The organism is Streptomyces sp. NPDC002602 (genome assembly GCF_042889445.1).
Taxonomy (GTDB): domain Bacteria; phylum Actinomycetota; class Actinomycetes; order Streptomycetales; family Streptomycetaceae; genus Streptomyces.
This window is the reverse complement of record NZ_JBIAQX010000011.1, coordinates 141,091-157,438: the sequence shown is the minus strand read 5'-3', so window position 1 is coordinate 157,438 and position 16,348 is coordinate 141,091. Positions and strand designations below refer to the sequence as shown.

Annotated in this window: 15 protein-coding genes; 4 read left to right on the top strand and 11 right to left on the bottom strand. The window is 72.1% G+C overall.

Features of this window, described 5'->3' with window-relative positions; all coding sequences use genetic code 11:
* Positions 1 to 118: 118 nt before the first annotated feature.
* Positions 119 to 460 carry an anti-sigma factor antagonist BldG gene (gene bldG / locus ACFYW3_RS26185; protein ID WP_008743037.1) on the bottom strand — a complete coding sequence of 114 codons (342 nt, stop codon included), beginning with the start codon at positions 458 to 460 and terminating at the stop codon, positions 119 to 121.
* 81 nt (positions 461 to 541) lie between these two features.
* Between bldG and ACFYW3_RS26180 the strand changes: the two genes are divergently transcribed.
* Entirely contained in the window at positions 542 to 2,995 is a 2,454-nt protein-coding gene (locus ACFYW3_RS26180) for a DEAD/DEAH box helicase (protein WP_389387506.1), read from the top strand.
* A gap of 159 nt (positions 2,996 to 3,154) precedes the next feature.
* On the opposite strand, the gene ACFYW3_RS26175 is transcribed toward ACFYW3_RS26180, so the two are convergent.
* From ACFYW3_RS26175 to ssd, 8 genes are all read right to left on the bottom strand, one after another.
* Positions 3,155 to 3,376: a hypothetical protein gene (locus ACFYW3_RS26175; protein ID WP_389387505.1), complete on the bottom strand. Its 222-nt coding sequence runs from the start codon at positions 3,374 to 3,376 to the stop codon at positions 3,155 to 3,157.
* Positions 3,377 to 3,617: 241 nt separating this feature from the next.
* A complete protein-coding gene (locus tag ACFYW3_RS26170) occupies positions 3,618 to 4,040 on the bottom strand; it encodes an Rv3654c family TadE-like protein (RefSeq protein WP_389387504.1) in 423 nt (140 codons plus the stop codon).
* Positions 4,037 to 4,414 (bottom strand): TadE family type IV pilus minor pilin, encoded by a 378-nt coding sequence (locus tag ACFYW3_RS26165; RefSeq protein ID WP_389387503.1) that lies wholly within the window; start codon positions 4,412 to 4,414, stop codon positions 4,037 to 4,039. The genes ACFYW3_RS26170 and ACFYW3_RS26165 overlap by 4 nt, the downstream gene beginning before the upstream one ends.
* The gene (locus ACFYW3_RS26160; RefSeq protein WP_053676892.1) at positions 4,401 to 4,598 is read right to left on the bottom strand and encodes a DUF4244 domain-containing protein; all 198 of its coding nucleotides are present in this window, start codon (positions 4,596 to 4,598) and stop codon (positions 4,401 to 4,403) included. Before ACFYW3_RS26160 ends, ACFYW3_RS26165 begins: the two co-directional genes overlap by 14 nt.
* A 49-nt stretch (positions 4,599 to 4,647) precedes the next feature.
* Positions 4,648 to 5,424 carry a type II secretion system F family protein gene (locus ACFYW3_RS26155; protein ID WP_389387502.1) on the bottom strand — a complete coding sequence of 259 codons (777 nt, stop codon included), beginning with the start codon at positions 5,422 to 5,424 and terminating at the stop codon, positions 4,648 to 4,650.
* Positions 5,424 to 6,317, bottom strand: coding sequence for a type II secretion system F family protein (locus ACFYW3_RS26150; protein WP_389387501.1), 894 nt, complete (start codon positions 6,315 to 6,317; stop codon positions 5,424 to 5,426). The genes ACFYW3_RS26155 and ACFYW3_RS26150 overlap by 1 nt, the downstream gene beginning before the upstream one ends.
* Positions 6,314 to 7,462 carry a TadA family conjugal transfer-associated ATPase gene (locus ACFYW3_RS26145; protein ID WP_351749460.1) on the bottom strand — a complete coding sequence of 383 codons (1,149 nt, stop codon included), beginning with the start codon at positions 7,460 to 7,462 and terminating at the stop codon, positions 6,314 to 6,316. The genes ACFYW3_RS26150 and ACFYW3_RS26145 overlap by 4 nt, the downstream gene beginning before the upstream one ends.
* Positions 7,459 to 8,637, bottom strand: coding sequence for a septum site-determining protein Ssd (ssd, locus tag ACFYW3_RS26140; RefSeq protein WP_389387540.1), 1,179 nt, complete (start codon positions 8,635 to 8,637; stop codon positions 7,459 to 7,461). The genes ACFYW3_RS26145 and ssd overlap by 4 nt, the downstream gene beginning before the upstream one ends.
* A gap of 491 nt (positions 8,638 to 9,128) precedes the next feature.
* Between ssd and ACFYW3_RS26135 the strand changes: the two genes are divergently transcribed.
* Complete coding sequence (locus tag ACFYW3_RS26135) at positions 9,129 to 9,989, top strand: HAD-IB family hydrolase (RefSeq protein WP_351749462.1); 861 nt, start codon at positions 9,129 to 9,131, stop codon at positions 9,987 to 9,989.
* Between the two features lie 397 nt (positions 9,990 to 10,386).
* Here the strand turns inward: ACFYW3_RS26135 and ACFYW3_RS26130 are convergent, their stop codons facing one another.
* Positions 10,387 to 11,241, bottom strand: coding sequence for an oxidoreductase (locus ACFYW3_RS26130; protein WP_389387500.1), 855 nt, complete (start codon positions 11,239 to 11,241; stop codon positions 10,387 to 10,389).
* Between the two features lie 109 nt (positions 11,242 to 11,350).
* Here ACFYW3_RS26130 and ACFYW3_RS26125 point away from each other — a divergent pair, with 109 nt between their 5' ends.
* Positions 11,351 to 12,376 carry an ATP-binding protein gene (locus ACFYW3_RS26125; protein ID WP_351749465.1) on the top strand — a complete coding sequence of 342 codons (1,026 nt, stop codon included), beginning with the start codon at positions 11,351 to 11,353 and terminating at the stop codon, positions 12,374 to 12,376.
* Here ACFYW3_RS26125 and ACFYW3_RS26120 read toward each other — a convergent pair.
* Entirely contained in the window at positions 12,330 to 13,643 is a 1,314-nt protein-coding gene (locus tag ACFYW3_RS26120) for a hypothetical protein (RefSeq protein ID WP_351749467.1), read from the bottom strand. The two genes, ACFYW3_RS26125 and ACFYW3_RS26120, sit on opposite strands and share 47 nt — an antisense overlap.
* A gap of 234 nt (positions 13,644 to 13,877) precedes the next feature.
* On the opposite strand from ACFYW3_RS26120, the gene ACFYW3_RS26115 reads away from it, so the two are divergent.
* Entirely contained in the window at positions 13,878 to 16,298 is a 2,421-nt protein-coding gene (locus tag ACFYW3_RS26115; protein ID WP_389387499.1) for a SulP family inorganic anion transporter, read from the top strand.
* The last annotated feature ends 50 nt before the right edge of the window (positions 16,299 to 16,348 follow it).

Here is a 16,348-nt window from a genome sequence, read left to right as displayed (position 1 = left end):
CCCCTCGGACTCTGGGCGCGGACCAACGGGCGCGCCTTGACAGGGGCCCGGACCGACCGTGGTCCGGTACCCCCCGCTCGTCGTCGGCTTCTGACGGCGTTTCGGCCGCCGGAAACCGTCAGTCGGTGGCGTTGACGGCGTCTTCCACGGTCGTGTGGATCGGGAACACCTTGGTCAGACCGGTGATACGGAAGATTTTCAGGATGCGCTCCTGGTTGCAGACCAGACGCAGCGAGCCCTCGTGCGCACGAACACGCTTGAGGCCTCCCACGAGCACACCGAGGCCGGTGGAGTCGAGGAAGTCCACTCGCTCCATGTCGACAACCAAGTGGTAGCTGCCGTCGTTCACCAACTCCACCAACTGCTCGCGCAGCTTGGGCGCGGTATACACATCAATCTCGCCACCGACCTCTACGACCGTGCGGTCGCCGACAGTGCGAGTCGACAGGGACAGGTCCACGGATCCTCCAGCACCTTGCTATCGAGCGGCGCCCCCCAGGGGCCTCCCCATCCGAAGGTAGGAGAGGGATCGGCTGCCGCGATGGCATTCAATCACTTACCGGCAGGCGCGCACGACGCCTTGGGTCCATTGTCCCGCACGCCGGTGACACACTCGGTTCCAATGGCCAATACTCACCGTCCCGGTCGGCCCACGGCACCCGCGGACTCTCGACCCACCCCGAGCACGGTCCTGGACCGGCTGGCACGGGGGCCTTCTCGAGCTGCGCGCATCACCCATACGGAGCACTTGCCCCCTCGGGCGGGTCGTCATGCGGTCTGGCCCGACCGCATCCGAACTGATGTCGTGGCGGCCATTCAGGCCGCCGGAATCGAACATCCGTGGGAACACCAGGCCGCGGCGGCCGAGCACGCCCTGGACGGCACGTCCGTGGTCGTGGCGACGGGGACCGCCTCGGGCAAGTCGCTCGCCTACCTGGCCCCCGTCCTCTCCGCCCTCGCGGACGGCGCCGAGGCCCTCAACGGCCGGGGCGCGACCGCCCTGTACCTGGCCCCCACCAAGGCCCTGGCGGCCGATCAGCGGCGGGCCGTACGGGAACTGGCGAGCCCGCTGGGCAACGCGATCCGGCCCGCCGTCTACGACGGGGACACGCCCGTCGAGGAACGCGAGTGGGTGCGCCAGTACGCGAACTACGTGCTCACCAATCCCGACATGCTGCACCGCGGGATCCTTCCCGCCCATCCGCGCTGGTCCTCGTTCCTGAAGGCGCTGCGCTACGTGGTGATCGACGAGTGCCACAGCTACCGGGGGGTGTTCGGCTCCCACGTGGCCCAGGTCCTGCGCCGGCTGCGGCGACTGTGTGCCCGCTACGGCTCGGAACCCGTCTTCCTGCTGGCCTCCGCGACCTCCAGCGACCCGGCGACCTCCGCGTCCCGGCTGACCGGCCTGAAGGTCGTGGAGGTCGCCGACGACGCCTCCCCGCGCGGCGAGGTGGTCTTCGCCCTGTGGGAGCCGCCGCTGACCGACATGAAGGGCGAGAAGGGCGCTCCCGTGCGCCGTACGGCCACCGCCGAGACCGCCGACCTGCTGACCGACCTGGTGGTGCAGGGGGTGCGCACGGTGGCCTTCGTGCGATCACGGCGCGGCGCCGAGCTGATCGCCGTGATCGCCCAGGAGCGGCTCGCCGAGGTGGACCGGTCCTTGCCGCGGCGGGTGGCCGCGTACCGGGGCGGATACCTGCCCGAGGAGCGGCGCGCCCTGGAGCGGGCCCTGCACTCCGGGCAACTGCTGGGGCTGGCCGCCACCACCGCCCTGGAACTCGGCGTGGACGTCTCCGGCCTGGACGCGGTGCTGATCACCGGCTACCCGGGCACGCGGGCCTCGCTGTGGCAGCAGGCCGGGCGGGCCGGCCGCTCGGGGCAGGGCGCCCTGGCCGTCCTGGTGGCCCGTGACGACCCGCTGGACACCTACCTGGTCCACCACCCCGAGGCGCTGTTCCGGCAGCCCGTGGAGGCCACCGTGCTGGATCCGGACAACCCGTACGTGCTTGCCCCTCACCTGTGCGCGGCAGCCGCCGAGCTCCCGCTGACCGAGGCGGACCTGGAACTCTTCGGACCGGCGGCCGTCGGGCTCCTCCCGCAACTGGAGGCGGCGAAGCTGCTGCGCCGCCGGGCCACGGCCTGGCACTGGACCCGACGGGAACGCGCCTCGGACCTGACCGACATCCGGGGCGGCGGGGGCCGTCCCGTGCAGATCGTGGAGGCGGCCACCGGCCGGCTGCTCGGCACCGTCGACGAGTCGGCCTCCCACACCGCCGTCCACGACGGGGCCGTCCATCTCCACCAGGGCCGCACCTACCTGGTGAAACACCTCGATCTGGAGGACTCGGTCGCGCTGGTGGAGCAGGCCGATCCGCCGTTCTCCACCACCGCGCGCGACACCACGTCCATCGCGGTGCTGGAGACCGAGAGCGAGATCCCGTGGGGCCAGGGCAGGCTCTGCTTCGGCTCCGTCGAGGTCACCAACCAGGTCGTCTCCTACCTGCGGCGCAAGCTGATCTCCGGCGAGGTGCTCGGCGAGGCCAAGCTGGACCTGCCGCCGCGCACCCTGCGCACCCGGGCCGTCTGGTGGACGGTCACCGAGGACCAGCTCGACGAGGCCCGGATCAACCCGGAGATCCTCGGCGGCGCCCTGCACGCCGCCGAGCACGCCTCCATCGGCCTGCTCCCGCTGTTCGCCACCTGCGACCGCTGGGACATCGGCGGAGTGTCCGTCCCGCTGCATCCCGACACCCTGCTGCCCACGGTGTTCGTCTACGACGGCCACCCCGGCGGCGCCGGATTCGCCGAGCGCGCCTTCCACACGGCCCGCACGTGGCTGACGGCCACCCGCGACGCCATCGCGGCCTGCGAATGCGAGGCGGGCTGCCCCTCCTGCATCCAGTCGCCCAAGTGCGGCAACGGCAACGACCCCCTCCACAAACGCGGCGCCATCCGCCTGCTGACCCGGCTGCTCGCCGACGCCCCGGAGAGCTGAACCGGCACACGCGCCCCGACCCCACGGACCCGCCGGACAAGCCCACCGGAGCGAGACGCCGGCGGGGCGGCCCGGCGGGAGGGCCCGGGCGGGACGGCCCGGGCGGGCTCGCCGGGGTAGAAAGCGGCCTGCCCTGGCCACGGCGGCTCGGGCGGGGGCTCAGGCCACGGCGGGGCTGCTCGGGCGGGGAGCCGCCTGCCCGGGCCTCGGCGGCCCAGCGGACAGCGGGGCGGCCCGGCCGAGGCTGCCCGGGGTGGGCGGCCCGAGCAGGGCGGCCCGGAGCAGGGCGGCCCGGAGCAGGGCGGCCCGGAGCAGGGCGGCCCGAGCGAGAACGGAGGCGACGCGTCGGCCCCGTCCGGGCCGCTCCGCGCGCCCGGCCACGCCGCCCCGGAAATCCGACGGAAGCCGATGGGCCGAACGGGTCGCGCCCAGGTCTGAGCCGCCGCCACCCAGGGCCTACCCCGCCGCCCGCACAACGCCCCGCCGCGAAGGGCCAGGCCCCACGCCGACCCCGGCAGCCACCTGTGTGGTGACCGTGTGGTGACCCGGCCGGACCGCCACATCGCCCGGGGCTCCCGGGCCCGGCAGTCCCGCCCCGAGGCTCATGCGTCCCCGAGCGGGCTCACGGGTCGGCCGATCCCCCGGCCGGGGAAGGCGGGACGGCCGGTCTTGGCACCGGAGAGAGCGCATCGGCCCGTCCTGCGGCCGGGGAGGGCAGGAGCGGCGGACCCGCCCGGGACGCGAGGGCGGGGGCGAAGGGGCCGGTCGGGGCACGGGCCACGACCTCGGCGACCTCGCCCTGAACGTCGCAGGCGGTCAGACTCGCGCCCTGTGCCCGGGCCACCCGCACCGCCGCCGCGCAGGCGGCCTCGGGGCCGTGCGCCCAGGTCGCCGCCGCGGCGAGGGCCGCCAGGTCGGCGGCCGCCGCCGCCCTGTGCCGCGCCACCACGGCCTGACCGAGCAGCAGGACACCCCCGAACACCGCCCCCAGCACCGTCGTCACCAACGCCGCCCACACAGTGGCGGAGCCCCGGTCCCGGCTCACGGCGGCGGCCCCACGCTGTCCTCCGCCAAGGCCACCGCTTGGGCGCCGAGCCGTACCGGCAACCCGCCCGGCCCGGGCGCCGGCGCCGCCACCCGAACCCTCCACAGATCCCCCACCCGCTCCAACCGCACCTCCGCGCCCCGCGGGGCGGCGGCCCCGGCCGCCGCCACCACTGCCTCCGCCGGCTCCGAGCGGGCCGCGGCCCGAGCCCCCGCCCGGGCCGCGTCCACGCAACGGATCTGCGCGGCCGCCGCCATCAGCGCCCACACCAGCAGCGCCGCGAACAACACCAGCGCCGGGATCACCAGGGCCGCCTCCGCCGTCACATATCCTCGGTCGTCCTTTCCAGCCGGGCTTTCCTCAGAAGGGCACATCGAGCGCCTTCCCGATGGTCGACTGAAGGGCCGTCGACACCACATCGCTCGTGACCACCTTGTACAGAACGGCAGCGAACGCACACGCCGCGATCGTGCCCATGGCGTATTCCGAAGTGGACATCCCGGCATCGCGACCGCGGCCACTGAGCGCGGACCGCACTCGAAACCAGATGATCCTCATGACAACCTCCTGTTTGATTTCACTCTTGATGTGATTTCAGGTTTTGATTTCAAGTGCCCGAGAGGAGACCGGAAGCCATCCCAATCACCACTGGAGCCACTCCCACCACAAGAAATGCGGGGAGGAAACACAGCCCCACGGGTGCGGTGACGAGTACGGCGGCCCGCTGTGCCCGGGCCATGGCCTGTCGGGCCCGGTCCGCCCTGAGGGCCGACGCCAGGCGGGAGACCGGCTCGGCGGCCGGGGCCCCCGTACGAGCGGCCCGCTCCAGGCACTCCGCCAGTTCCCGGGCGCCCGGTATCTCCGCCAACCTCCCCCACCCCACACCCGGTTCGCCGCCGAGCCGCAGCTCCGCCCCGGCCAGCGCCAGCCGCTCCCCCACGGGGCCGCCCAGCGACTCCCCGACCACCTCGGCCGCCTCCACCGGACCGGCCCCGGCCGCCAGGCAGGCCGCCAACAGGTCTGCGGCGAAGGGCAACTGGCGCTCCACCTCACGGGGGTCCGCTCCGACCGGCGGCGCGGCCCTCGCTCGCAGGCGCCGCACCGCGTAGGCCGCCCCGCACCCGACCAGGACACCCGTGACGCCGCCGACCAGCACCCATCCCGCCACCAGAGCGCCGGCCGGCCACGCCCACGTGACGACCCGCTCCCGTGCCCGGGGCCCGACCAGCGGCCCGCGCCGAACCACTCGCACCCTCAGCAGTGCCCCGATCCGCCGCCGGGTCTTCCGCCGCCGTATCCCGGACGCGGCTGCCGATCCCATGCACAACACCGCCACCGCGAGGCACGACGCCATCCCCAGCCTGTGGACCCACACCTCACCCATCACCGCTCCCCCGCACGTACGATCCGCCGGCACCACAACATCCCGAGCGCCTCCAGCACCGCGCCCGCCGCCAGGCAGCCCCACCCCATCGGGGTGTGCAGCAGGACCGCGAGCGGGTCCGCCCCGAGGCCGGTACCGATCACCAGCCCCACCAGGGGCAACAACGCCAGCACCACCACCGTCGAGCGGGCTCCGGCCAACTGGGCCCGCAGTGACTCCTCCCGGTCCCGTTCCGCTCGCAGCGCCCCTTCCAGTCGGTCCAGGCCGGCTGCCAGGCCGGCGCCCCCGTCCACGGAGACCCGCCAGCAGGCCGCCATCCCGGCCAGCCCCTCCGCGCCCGGCTCCCGAGACGCCTCGCGCAGCGCCACGGCCACATCGCCCCCGAACGCCGCGGCGGCCAGCACCCCGGCCTCCACCGCTCCCAGACCACCGGCGCCCGACGCGGTACGTCTCAGGGCCGTGCCCAGGGCCTGGCCGGGCTGCGCACCCGCTCTCAGTTCCCCCACGGTGACCCCGCACAACGCCATCACGTCGGCGGCCCGCGCACCCCTGGCTCGCTCCCGGTCCCGGCCCCTCGACCACCTCCGCACCAGCGGCACCGAGACCGCCCCCAGCGCCAGCGGAAGCACGGAACCGCCGAGCAACGCCACCAACACCCCGACCCCGACGCCGGCCCACTCCCGCCATCGCGCGGCCCGCACCCGCACCGCGATCAGCAGCCGCTCCCGACGCGCCGGTCCGACCGGCACCACCGGGGCGCCACCGACCGGCAACAACCGGGCACGCCGGGAAACCTGATCTCCTCCGGCCGACATCCAGGCCGCGGCGCCGGCGCACAGCACCCCGGCGAGCACCGGCACCGAGCCCGCCGCCCCGACCGTTCCGGCGCTCATCGGGAAACCTCCAGCAGCGGACCGAGCCGGGCCCAGCCCCTTTCCCGTACGAACCCCCGCGCGGACCAGAGCAACGCGGGCACCGTCACCACCAGCCCGGCCGGGTCCCGTTCGAGGACGTGCACCTCGGCCACCCGGCGCCGCCCGGCCCGGTCCCGGACCAGGTGAACCACCAGAGTCAGCGCGGCCGCCAACTGGCTGTGCAGAGCGGCGCGATCGAGCCCCGCGGCCGTGCCGAGCGCCTCCAACCGCGCCGGGACATGGGCCGCCGCGTTGGCGTGCACGGTGCCGCAGCCCCCTTCGTGACCCGTATTGAGGGCGGCCAGCAGGTCCGCCACCTCCGGGCCCCGCACTTCCCCGACCACCAGCCGGTCGGGGCGCATCCTCAACGCCTGTCGGACCAGATCCGCCAGGGTGACGAGGCCTGCCCCCTCCTGATTGGCGGGCCGGGTCTCCAGCCGCACCACATGTGGATGGTCGGGGCGCAGCTCGGCCGAGTCCTCGGCCAGCACGATCCGCTCACCCGGCCCGACCAGGCCCAACAGGGCACTCAGCAGGGTGGTCTTGCCCGTCCCGGTACCTCCGGAGACGAGGAAGGAGAGCCGGGCCTCGACCATCGCCCGGAGCAGTTCGTGCCCGCCCGGTGGCAGGGTCCCCGCGGTCACCAACTCGTCCAACGTGAACGCCTTCGGCCGCACGACACGCAGCGACAGGCAGGCGGATCCGACGGCCACCGGTGGCAGTACGGCATGCAGTCGGGTGCCGTCCGGCATCCGGGCGTCCACCCAGGGCCGGGCGTCGTCGAGGCGCCGCCCCGCGACGGCGGCCAACCGTTGCGCGAGCCTGCGCACCGCAGCGGCGTCGGCGAAGGTCACCGCGGTGAGTTCCAGCCCGCCGCCGCGGTCCACCCACACCCGGTCGGGCGCGGCCACCAGCACGTCGGTGACCTCGGGGTCCGCGAGGAGCGCCTCCAGCGGGCCGGCGCCGACCAGTTCCGACCGTAACTCGGCTGCCGCACCGAGCACTTCCGCGTCACCGAGCAGCCGACCCTGGGCCCGCAGTGCCGCCGCGACCCTGGCCGGGGTCGGCTCCGCACCGCTCTCCGCGAGCCGTTGCCGCACCGCGTCCAGGAGCAGCGCGCTCATGCCGGGACCCCCTGTCCGGATCCGAGGACCCGCCGCCAGAAGCCGTCACAGAAGCGGGCCAGCGCGCCCCTCCCCCGGGACCCCGGCGGTTCCCCCTCGGCCACCCGTCCCGGCAGCCCCACCTCCACCGGCACCTCGCCGGCCAACGGGGCCCCCAACAGCCGGGCCACGGCTTCGGCGTCGAGCCCCTCGGGGCAGCGTCCCCGTACGACCACGCGGACGTCCCGGGCGACCATCCGCACCCCTGCCGCCACCCGCCCGGCTGCGGCCACGGCCCTCAACTCCCCGGGCACCACCATCAGTACGAGATCCAACTGAGCCAGCACCTCGGCCGCCGCCTCGTCCACCCGTCGGGGCAGATCGACGACGACCACGCCCCCGCGGCGGCGGGCTGCGGCGACTACCGAGCGCATCGCGGCGGGCGGCACCACGACCCGGTCCCCTCGGTCCCAGCTGAGCACCCGAAGCGCGTGCAGTTCCGGCAGGGACTCCTCCAACGCCCCGGCCCCGACCCGGCCCCGCGAGGCCGCGAAGTCCGGCCAGCGCAGCCCTTCGGCGCCCTCACCCCCGAGCAGGACGTCCATGCCCCCGCCGAGGGGGTCCCCGTCGATGAGGATGGTGCGTTCGCCGGCGCGCGCGGCCCGTACGGCGAGCGCGCAGGCCAGCGTCGACGCGCCGGCGCCGCCGCTGCCTCCGATCACGCCGACCGCGAGGGCGGGTCGCCCGGCCCCTTCCACCACGTCGGCGATGCGGTCGACGAGTCGGTTCTCCGCGTCGGGGAGCCTCAGCACCTCCTCGGCGCCGATCTCCAACGCCCGCTGCCACACCAGCGGGTCGTCCAGATCCCGGCCGACGAGAAGGACCGAGTCCCGGCGGGGCGCGCCGCGAACCCGACGAGCCGCGTCGTCCCCGACGAGCACGAGCGGGGCGGAGTCCCAACCGACGCCGCCGAGTGTCGATGCACGGAGATCGACGTTCTCTCCGTCGCCCCCTCCCGGGGCCCCGACTCCGCCCGGTTCGGGCACCGCGTGGTGCACGTGCGGTTCGGCGCCGGCGGCGGCGCACAGCCGCAGCAGGTCGTCGAGCAGCAGGGGGTCCTCGGTGATGATCAGCGGTCGGCCGCCACCGGGCACGACCTCTTCCGCCCGCTTCGACGGCCTTCCTCCACCGGACAGCTCGGACTCCGGTGCTTCACACGACTTCGATCCAGCCACGATCTCCGCCCCCTTCTCACTGCGAATCCACACGCCGCGGACTTCGCGGCTGGAATCACCGTGCAGGGATCCGAAAAATTAAGTGGATCTTGCTTGAAATCTGTGGACAAGAAGACCTCTGTGAATAACTCCGTCACTCCATCGCGTGAGTTCAGAGCGCGGCGGAACCACTACGGACAGTCACCAGTTCAGAGAAGTGAGGGCCTTCGCGACGCAAGGCCACCGAAGAGGAAGGGCCGGGGGAATGGTCACCACGGGCCGAAGGCAAGGGACGCAAACCGCGTCCGGACATGCGACGACCCCCGCCGGGGGGGAGAGCGGGGGTCGTCCCCACGGTCCGACTCGGGGGGGGAGGAGCCAGACCGGGTTAGCACGGTCGCGAACGATCCGTGACTTCCATGGTGTACCCGAGAGCCCTCTCAGGCAAACCCACGCGCCACACCTTACGCCGAATGGTGGGCGCATATGCTCGGGGCGTGGAAAATCAGCCCTTGCCGCACTCCTCGCCTCGGACCGCTGCCTTCTTCGACCTGGACAAGACGGTCATTGCGAAGTCGAGCACTCTGACGTTCAGCAAGTCCTTCTACCAGGGTGGCCTGATCAACCGGCGGGCCGTGCTGCGCACCGCGTACACCCAGTTCTTCTTCCTGGTCGGCGGCGCCGACCACGATCAGATGGAGCGGATGCGGGAGTACCTGTCCGCCCTCTGCAAGGGGTGGAACGTCCAGCAGGTGCGCGAGATCGTCGCCGAAGCGCTGCACGACCTCATCGACCCGATCATCTACGACGAGGCCGCGTCCCTCATCGAGGCCCACCACACGGCCGGCCGTGACGTGGTGATCGTGTCGACCTCCGGCGCCGAAGTGGTCGAGCCGATCGGCGAGATGCTCGGCGCGGACCGCGTCGTGGCCACCCGGATGGTGGTCGGCGACGACGGCTGTTTCACGGGCGAGATCGAGTACTACGCCTACGGGCCGACGAAGGCGGAGGCCGTGCGCGAGCTCGCCGAGTCGGAGGGGTACGACCTCGCGCGATGCTACGCGTACAGCGACTCGATCACCGACGTGCCGATGTTGGAGGCGGTGGGACATCCCCACGCCGTCAATCCCGACCGGGCGTTGCGCCGCGAGGCGGTCGCCCGGGAGTGGCCGGTGCTGGTGTTCAACAGGCCCGTGCGGCTGAAGCAGCGACTGCCGGGGTCCATGACCTCCCGGCCGGCCCTGGTGGCCGCCGCGGCGGTCGGCGCGGCGGCCGCCACGGCCGGGCTCGTCTGGTACGCGAGCCGACGTCGGGCGGGCGCCTCCGCCGGTTGATCCGTGCGCACGTGAGGTCGCCTGCGTGACGTCGGACGAGCTCGCCGAACTCCTGCCACCCGCGGATACCGAATGTCTGGATCGTCCAGGCTCGCCCGGGAAAGTAAAGAAGTGGAGCCAGGGGTTTCGCTTGTCTCCGAAGCGGAGTACAAAGGAGTCAACGGCCCGCGAGACCAAAGAACATCCGAGAGGATCATCTTTAAAACGCAGTAAGGCCCACGGACCGAAGCATGAACGCCGAGCACCCACGCGACGTCGACCCGTCGATTACGGGCCAGCCGCACCAGGTGACGGGCAAAGTTCCCGACCTGATGGGCATACATTCGAGGACGCTTGGTAACTGGGCGCGAGTGCCAGCGGCGACACCAAGGCAAGACGGTGTCGCCGCAACCCGTGTTCAGGCGGCGCCGCGCTGGAGCGCCTCGCAGACCGCCGTCGATTCGCGGGAACCCAGCTCGATCGCCCGACCGCAGTGCGCGATCCAGGCGGCCATTCCCTCCGCGGTTCCCGACACGTACCCCTCGAAGGCCGCGACGTAGGCCTGCGCACCCTGCTCCGCGTGGCCGACCTCGGCCGGGCAGATGGCCTTCGGGTCGAGCCCACTGTTGATCAGCACGATCCGTTCGGCCGCCCGTGCGACCAGACCGTTGTAGGTCCCGAAGGGCCGCAGGGCCAGCAGTTCGCCGTGCACCACCGATGCCGTGATCAGGGCCGGGGCGGAACCTCCCGCGATGATCAGCCGCGACAGCCCGTCCAGCCGGCCGGCGACCTCCTCGGCGCTCGGGAGCGGCAGGTCGATCAGCGGCTCGTCCACCGGCTCACCCGCCAGGCGCGGCCGTCCCACCGTGTCGCCCTCGATCACCGAGGGCGCGAAGGCGTCCGGAGCCGCGGGCGTGGAACCCGACGCGACCAGGTGCAGGCGTGCGAGGACACGCATCGGGGACTGCCGCCAGATGCTCAGGAGCTGCCCGGCCTCGGCCGTCAGGCGCAGGGCGGCACCCACCGCCCGCGCCTGCGCCTCCGAGCCGAAGTCGGTTCGGCGACGAACCTCCTCCAGGGCCCAGTCGGCGCCGGACAGCGCCGCGCTCCCGCGCGCACCGCGCAGCGCCGCCTCCGAGGCGATCTCCCCACTGCGGCGACGCATCACCCGGTGCCCGTAGACCCGGTCCACGGCCTTGCGTACGGAATCCACGGAATCGGAGACACCCGGCAGCCCGGCCAGTGGGGCCAGCGGGTCAGCAGCGCTACTCATAAGTAGGGAGCCTACGCACTGCGCACGCGTAGCACCGACCCCTCCTTGGAGTGGTCTTCTTCACTCAGGCAGACCACTTAGTGCGATCAACCCGCTACGCTTGGTGAACATGAAGATCGCTTTCGTGGGAAAGGGCGGCAGCGGCAAAACCACGCTGTCGTCCCTCTTCATCCGCCACCTTGCCGCAAATGAAGCCCCCGTCGTCGCGGTGGACGCCGACATCAACCAGCATCTCGGCGCGGCCCTCGGGCTCGGCGAGGACGAGGCCGCCGAGTTGCCCGCCCTGGGCGCGCACCTGCCCCTCATCAAGGACTACCTGCGCGGATCGAACCCGCGCATCGCCTCCGCCGACGCCATGATCAAGACGACCCCGCCCGGGACCGGCTCGCGCCTGTTGCGGGTCACCGAGGACAACCCGGTGTACGAGGCGTGCGCGCGCACGCTGATGCTCGACGGCGAGCCCGTCCGACTGATGGCCACCGGACCGTTCACCGAGGCGGACCTGGGCGTGGCCTGCTACCACTCCAAGGTCGGGGCGGTCGAACTCTGTCTCAACCATCTGGTCGACGGTCCGGACGAGTACGTGGTCGTCGACATGACCGCCGGTTCGGACTCCTTCGCGTCGGGCATGTTCACCCGCTTCGACATGACCTTCCTGGTGGCCGAACCGACTCGCAAGGGCGTCTCCGTCTACCGCCAGTACAAGGAGTACGCCCGGGACTTCGGGATCTCCCTCAAGGTGATCGGCAACAAGGTGCAGGGTCCGGAGGACATCGAGTTCCTCCAGGACGAGGTCGGCGACGACCTGCTGGTCACCGTCGGGCATTCGGACTGGGTGCGGTCGATGGAGAAGGGGCGCCCGACCCGGTTCGAGCTGCTGGAGGCGACCAACCGGCTCGCGCTGCAGGCGCTCCAGGACGCCGCCGAGGACTCGTACGCCGACCGCGACTGGGCCCGGTACACGCAGCAGATGGTCCACTTCCACCTGCGGAACGCCGAGAGCTGGGGGAACGCCAAGACCGGGGTCGACCTGGCGGAGCAGGTCGACCCCGATTTCGTCCTCCGCGAGACCCCGAGCGCGGAGGTGGTCAGCCCTCGCCCGACCCTGACTCGGCAGACTCCGCAGCCGGCTTGACCCCGGCCGGGGAACCGGGGGCGGCCGGCGCTGCCGGCGGCCCCGCGGTGAGGAACTTGTTCCAGCCGTCCTTCGGCGTCTCACCGACGTCGAGGCCGCGCATCCACGTCAGCGCCTTCGGGTCCTGGGCGTCCAGCCAGTCGGCCAACTCGCGGAACGGCACGCAGCGGACCTCCTTCTGGGTGCACATGGACTTGATGGAGTCCTCGACGGCCTTCATGTAGGTGCCGCCGTTCCAGGACTCGAAGTGGTTGCCGATGATCAGTGGCGCCCGGTTGCCCTGGTAGACCCGGTCGAAGGCCTTCTGCAGGCCGTCGCGCATCTGCTCCCCCCAGTACGCGTGCTGCGAGGGGTCTCCCTGGGTGGTCGTCCCGGACTGGTTGACCATGTAGTTGTAGTCCATGCTCAGGGTGTCGAAGGCGCGCCCCGGCATGGGCACCAGTTGCAGTGGGAGGTCCCAGAGCCCGTCGGTCTTCTTGGGCCAGATCTGCTTGCTGATGCCGCTGGAGTCGTAGCGGAAGCCCATGTCCTTGGCCGCCAGCATGAAGTTCTTCTGGCCTTCGAGGCAGGGGGTGCGGGCGCCGATCAACTCCTTGTCGTAGTCGAACGGGAGCGGCTCCAGACCCTTCAGCGCCGGGGTGTTCGTCTTCCAGTTCTTGACGAACGACTTGGCCTGGTTGATCTCGCTCTTCCACTCCTCGACGGACCACGTGCCGACACCACCCTCGGGGCCGCAGAAGTGGCCGTTGAAGTGGGTGCCGATCTCGTTGCCCTCCTGCCAGGCCGCGCGGACCTGGGTGGCGGTGTCCTTGATGCCCTGGAGGTCGCCGAAGCCGATGTCGGAACGTCCCGGGGAGTGCTGCGGCGCGGTGTAGAGCGAGGCCTTCTCCTCCGGCAGCATGTACACGCCGCTGAGGAAGTAGGTCATCCGGGCGTTGTACTCCTTGCCGACCTCACGGAAGTGCGAGAAGAGTTTTTGGCTGTCCTCACCGGCGCCGTCCCACGAGAAGACGACGAACTGCGGGGGCTTCTCACCGGGCTTCATCCGCTGTGGCTTCACGACGTTCGGCTGGAGGCCGGTGTACGCGGTCGAGCCGTCCCCGATGAGCCGCTTCACACTGCCCGGGGCCTCCGGAGCGGCGGCGCCCTTCCTGGCGTTCTGGCCGCCGGGCGCGGGCTTGGCGGGTTCCGAGGAGCACCCGGCAGCTCCCAGGACCAGGGCCGAGGCGACCAGGCCGCCGGCGATCTTCTTCGTGGCGGCGATCATCCGCACACCTCTCCCTCGCAGTTCCATCGCAGGACTTCCGCGCCGCAACGTCCCATGCGGTCAGGTTTTAGGAAGGTGTGACAAGCCGGACAAAATGTTTAATCACTCCTGGGAGCTAATTCCTAGGCCATTTACTCCCATTTCCCACCACCTCTCTTTACTCTCCATTACCGTTCATTTACCGAGTGTTGAGACTCCCGCCGCTTCATCCCTCCCCAGAGGAGACGGGAACCCATGACAGCCACCACCGAAGGCGCCGCCGAAGACTCCACGGGCACCGCCCTCTCACCCCCAGCGCCCACCCCACCTCCCGCACCTCCCGTTTCCATCAAGAGCTTCCCGGCGGACCTCTCCGCCTCCATCGCCGTCTTCCTGATCGCCCTCCCCCTCTCCCTGGGCATCGCCCTGGCCACGGGCGCCCCCCTACAGGCGGGGCTGGTGGCCGCGGCCGTCGGCGGGATCGTCGCCGCACGGCTCGGGGGCGCGCCGCTCCAGGTCAGCGGCCCCGCCGCCGGCCTCACGGTGGTCACCGCCGAACTGATCCAGCGCTACGGGTGGCGCACCACCTGTGCCATCACCGTGCTCGCCGGCTGTTGCCAACTCGGGCTCGCCTTCCTGCGTACGGCCCGGTCGGCGCTGATGGTGAGCCCGGCGATCGTGCACGGCATGCTCGCCGGCATCGGCGTGACCATCGCTCTGGCACAACTGCACATCGTCCTCGGCGGCACCCCGCAGAGCTCCGCCGTGGCCAACGTCCAGGGTTTGCCGAGCCAGTTGGCCGACCTCCATCCGGTCGCTCTGGGCATCAGCGCGCTCACCCTGGTCGTCCTGCTCGGTTGGCCGCGGCTGCCGGGCCGGATCGGCCGGAACCTGCGCAAGGTTCCCGCCGCGCTCGCGGCCGTCGCCACGGCCACCGCGTTCGCCGCCCTGGCCGGACTCAGCCTGCCCCGGGTGGACCTGCCGTCCTGGCGCAGCCACGCGCTGCCCGAACTGCCCGAGGGCCCGGTCCTCGGACTCATCGCCGCGGTACTGACCATCACGCTGGTCGGCAGCGTGGAGTCCCTGCTGTCCGCCGTCGCCACCGACAAGCTGATCGCCTCCGAGCGGGGCGCGGACAACCGTCCGCCGCGCGTCGACCTCAACCGTGAACTGCGCGGGCAGGGCGCGGCGAACATGGTCTCCGGAGCGCTGGGCGGGCTGCCCGTCACGGGCGTGGCCGTCCGTAGCGTCGCCAACGTCAAGTCCGGTGCCACCAGCCGCAATTCCTCGATGATGCACGGCCTCTGGGTGCTGATCGCGGCCGCGCTGCTCGTCCCGGTCCTCGATCTGATCCCGCTCGCCGCGCTGGCCGCCCTGGTGATGGCGGTGGGCGTGCAGATGGTCAGCATCACGCATCTGCGGACCGTCACCCGGCACCGTGAAGCGCTGGTCTACGCGACGACGATCGTGGCCGTGGTGCTCGGTGGGGTGCTGGAGGGGGTCGCCGTCGGCGTGGCGGTGGCCGTCGGCCTGGCCCTGCACCGTCTCGCGCGGACCCGGATCACGGTGGAGGTGATCGACGGCGTCCACCGCGTGTGGGCACGCGGCCAGTTGACCTTCCTCGCGGTGCCCCGGTTGAGTCGGGTGTTGAACCAGATCCCCCACGACCGGCGCGCGGTGATCGAGCTGGACGGCTCGTTCATGGATCACGCGGCCTACGAGACCCTGCACGACTGGCAGGACTCCCACCGGGCGCACGGTGGTTCGGTGGAGATCACCGGCCGCTCCGACAACCGGACCCCCGAGACCGACCGGAGCATGGCGGACCGGGGCAAGGGCCCCGGCTCGGGCCAGCGCGGGACCCATCAGTGCTGCCGCCCCTGGACCCCCTGGCAGAACCACTGCGACCACCGAGCCGACGTCGGCTCGGGCGACTCCGCCGGCGCGCAGGAGCGTACGAGTCCCGGCGCCGCCAAGTCCGGTTCAGCGGTTGAGCCCCGACGGCGTGGAGCGGGCCGGCTGGCCAACGGCATCAGCGCGTTCCAGCGGGACACCGCCCCCCACGTCCGTGATGAACTGGCCCGACTGGCGCGCGAGGGGCAGCGCCCCTCGCAGCTCTTCCTCACCTGCGCGGACTCCCGGCTGGTGACCAGCATGATCACGGCCAGCGGCCCCGGAGACCTGTTCACCGTGCGCAACGTCGGCAACCTGGTGCCGTTGCCGGGCGCCGAGTCCACGGACGATTCGGTCGCCGCGGCGATCGAGTACGCCGTGGACGTGCTCCAGGTGGACAGCATCACGGTGTGCGGCCACTCGGGCTGCGGGGCCATGCAAGCCCTGCTGAACTCCCACCCCGGGGCCCCCATGACCCCGCTGCGCCGCTGGTTGCGGCACGGCCTGCCCAGCCTGGAGCGGATGGCCAGCCGTCATCACGCGTGGGCCCGGATCGCGGGCCGACTCCCGGCCGACGCCGTGGAACAGCTGTGCCTGACCAATGTGGTGCAGCAGTTGGAGCACCTGCGGGCGCACGAATCGGTCGCCCGCCGGCTCGCCGAGGGCACGCTGGAGCTGCACGGGATGTACTTCCACGTGGGCGAGGCACAGGCGTACCTCCTCTCGGAGGGCGAGGACTTCTTCGACTGCCGCGTCTTCGACAGCGTCGGCCAGCACGCCTGAACCCCCCGCGCACCCCGCCCCGGATCATGTATCCGGCTGAACCGATACCC